The 2751-nt window shown below is 38.1% G+C and carries 5 protein-coding genes; all 5 read right to left on the minus strand.

The window, feature by feature from the left end; genetic code table 11:
- Positions 1 to 137: 137 nt before the first annotated feature.
- Positions 138 to 662 carry a hypothetical protein gene (locus GMD1S_RS07030; RefSeq protein ID WP_000656481.1) on the minus strand — a complete coding sequence of 175 codons (525 nt, stop codon included), beginning with the start codon at positions 660 to 662 and terminating at the stop codon, positions 138 to 140.
- A 292-nt stretch (positions 663 to 954) separates the two neighbouring features.
- On the minus strand, positions 955 to 1527 hold the full coding sequence (locus GMD1S_RS11790) for a suppressor of fused domain protein (RefSeq protein ID WP_000872725.1): 573 nt from the start codon (positions 1525 to 1527) through the stop codon (positions 955 to 957).
- 116 nt (positions 1528 to 1643) lie between these two features.
- The gene (locus GMD1S_RS07040) at positions 1644 to 2129 is read right to left on the minus strand and encodes an immunity protein YezG family protein (RefSeq protein ID WP_000391898.1); all 486 of its coding nucleotides are present in this window, start codon (positions 2127 to 2129) and stop codon (positions 1644 to 1646) included.
- Positions 2130 to 2199: 70 nt separating this feature from the next.
- Entirely contained in the window at positions 2200 to 2421 is a 222-nt protein-coding gene (locus GMD1S_RS07045) for an accessory Sec system protein Asp5 (protein ID WP_000453436.1), read from the minus strand.
- 5 nt (positions 2422 to 2426) lie between these two features.
- Complete coding sequence (gene asp4 / locus GMD1S_RS07050; RefSeq protein ID WP_000161924.1) at positions 2427 to 2606, minus strand: accessory Sec system protein Asp4; 180 nt, start codon at positions 2604 to 2606, stop codon at positions 2427 to 2429.
- Between the last annotated feature and the right edge of the window lie 145 nt (positions 2607 to 2751).

The raw sequence follows: 2751 nt of genomic DNA on the forward strand, positions 1-2751 counted from the left end.
TGAAACCGATTTGTATTAGCAGGCCATCTTGTATTCGTTCCTTCGAGGGCAGTACATTCACAACTTTGAGCCATTCCTCAAAAAGACCTTCAGAGAATGTCCCGTAAAAGATCAAACCATTCTTCTCTACTTTTGTATCAAGCACTTCCGTCATTTTTCAACCTCCTGAAAATTTCATTTTGTAGCTTCGTTCTAGCTTCACGCTCCAAAGCTATCATTTTTTCTCTTATCTCAGCCGGAATATCTCCTAATTTGGAATGCCCCTGCCAATCACTCCAAGTTTTAGACCCTTTGGAACTATTGGTAGGTTTACCTAATCCCATAAAATTATCCTCAAGATTCAAAACCTCTACCTTATCAACATCAGATAGAGGAGCAAATCCATCCATTTCGGTAATTTCTTTCATAGAGACAATATGGTCTGCTTCGAGGGTTTCAACTGGATAACCATAAATTGGATCAAATTTTTCTCCATCAATATTATTGACATGATCGCGTATCTCTTGACTTGGTGTTTTCTTGCGAAGAGAATTATATTCTTCTTTTGAAATTCCTTTAGAAGTACTCGCTACATCATCACTATGCTTAGCCAACTGCTCGCTGGCTTCTTGGCGGAATTCTTTACTTGCTTTCTTGCCGACTTGTTCTGCCGCTTCTTTCATGCCTCGAGCGACATCATCAGATGCATTGTGGACACGGGCACCACTTTTTGTAAAGTTGTCACTAAAGTTTGCTGGCTCTACAAACCTAGTATACCATAAAACCTATAGACCAACGTTTGATAAACCAGAAAAGACCACCATTAAGGTGGTCTTTTCTCCAATTTCGTGCCTTATTTCCAATTACGAAGGTCGCATGTCAACTGGGAGCGAGGTTGGACTCACAACTGATATTGATGAGGTTAAAAATAGGAAAAACTCCCCTCCGACCCCCTAGACGAAGATAAAAAATTTATTACACTACAGAAGGTCTCATAAAATCATAAACATCTATCTGATGTTCTTCAAACAATTCCTCTAACTTCTGTGCTCCCACTTCGGCTCCATGCTTTTCTATAAATTGAAGCTCAGCTTCTGTAATCGGGATAGCTTGTAACCACGTAACATACTCTTCATCAAAATCAAAAGATTCTAAATCCCACAAGAAAGGCTGAGTGAAGAATATATGATTTACTTTCGCATTGGGATAGTAATTTCTAATAATATTTGGATAGACTGCACCTGGAGAGATGCTGTACTCTCCCCTCACAATATTAAAACCACAGTCTGCTATAATATTTGGAAAATATTCCAGCTCCGCATCAGCTGCTCCAATGATTTCAACTCTTAAAGGCTTACCATTTATTCGACGATAAATGGTATATTCTGATAAACCGATTGTTGCTGCAGTTGTTAAATAATCATCCGGACAATTCTCTCCAATGAATAAATCTAATTTGTTATCGTGATTTCTAAATGTATAGGCTTGAGGAACTCCCCCTACAGCCCTTGCAATTTCCTGTGCAATTTTAATTTTATCGTATTTCATTTGATTCTCCTCTTAAAGTTTGCTGGCTCTACAATCCCAGTATACCATAAACCTTATGGACCAGCGTTTGATAAACCACAAAAGACCACCTAAATGGTGGTCTTTTATCAAACAAACTATTTCCCATTATGTTCTCTTTGGAAGGCTTCCATAGCCTTGAACTGTTCTAGTTCTTTTTCATTAGCTGGTTGCTTGCCGAGATATTTATATTCAAACAAGTCCATTCGAGCACTTGGACCATAACCACTTTCCAACCATGGGGCATAATCGAAGTCTACTGATAATTTATTATTTTCATCTAAGTGAATAATACAAATATACCAATCTGCCAAGTCGTTCTCAACAAATACTTTTTTTAATTCTTGCGACTTCTCAAACAATCGATCTGTTTGACTATAAATTTCGAATTTATCTACACCAAAATCTCTAGGAATGTATAAATAATAGTGATATTCATTCTTATATTTAAAATAAAAATAAACTTCTCCACTACATGTTTTGTCCATTTCAATTACAATATACAAATCATCCCACTCTACTGGAATCATATCGTTGGCTTGATGCACGATTTCGATAATTTTTTCATTCATTAGTTCTTCCATTTTATCCTCCGATTTGCTTGGATCTTTTTTTCGTGTTTAGTATTCCTCATCTGCGAATGGAACTGCATCCTTACTGATAGGTCACTATCATAAAAATAAGGAGCAATACAAACAGTGCTATACTGAGCAAGAGGGTTACAATTTTTACCAATCGGTTGTTCTGCCAGTATCCTGGTTTTCCGATATTGCTGGTCGCATCCATGGAAAAGAGTTGGCTTTGGCGAGGTTGGATGAGAACCAGGACAATCAAGGCGACGGCTAGGATTATTCCTATAATCATCAAAACTTCCATCAATTTCACCTCAAGATTCCTAATAATGTAAAGATCAGGGTAAGAAGGATGAGCATGCCGAGTAAAATGGAGAAGGTTTTACTGATCTTTTCTCCTCGGCTAGGCTTTTCTTTCTTAAGCGCTCCTTGCTTTAACTCTTCCATGCGTCCTTCGACATCCTTGTAAAATAAATCTTTTTTAGTCATGTCCTTCCCCTATTATCCTTCCCATCCTCTCTTGGTAAGTAGCCAAGTCCACATAGTTAGTATGGCGACCTTGATGTCCAAGGGCTTGGCCCATCTTGTCAAGACTGCTGAGAGCTTCTTGAATCTTCGCAATCATGTCTCCAAC

This window comes from Streptococcus sp. GMD1S, from assembly GCF_000296875.1.
Classification (GTDB): Bacteria; Bacillota; Bacilli; order Lactobacillales; family Streptococcaceae; genus Streptococcus.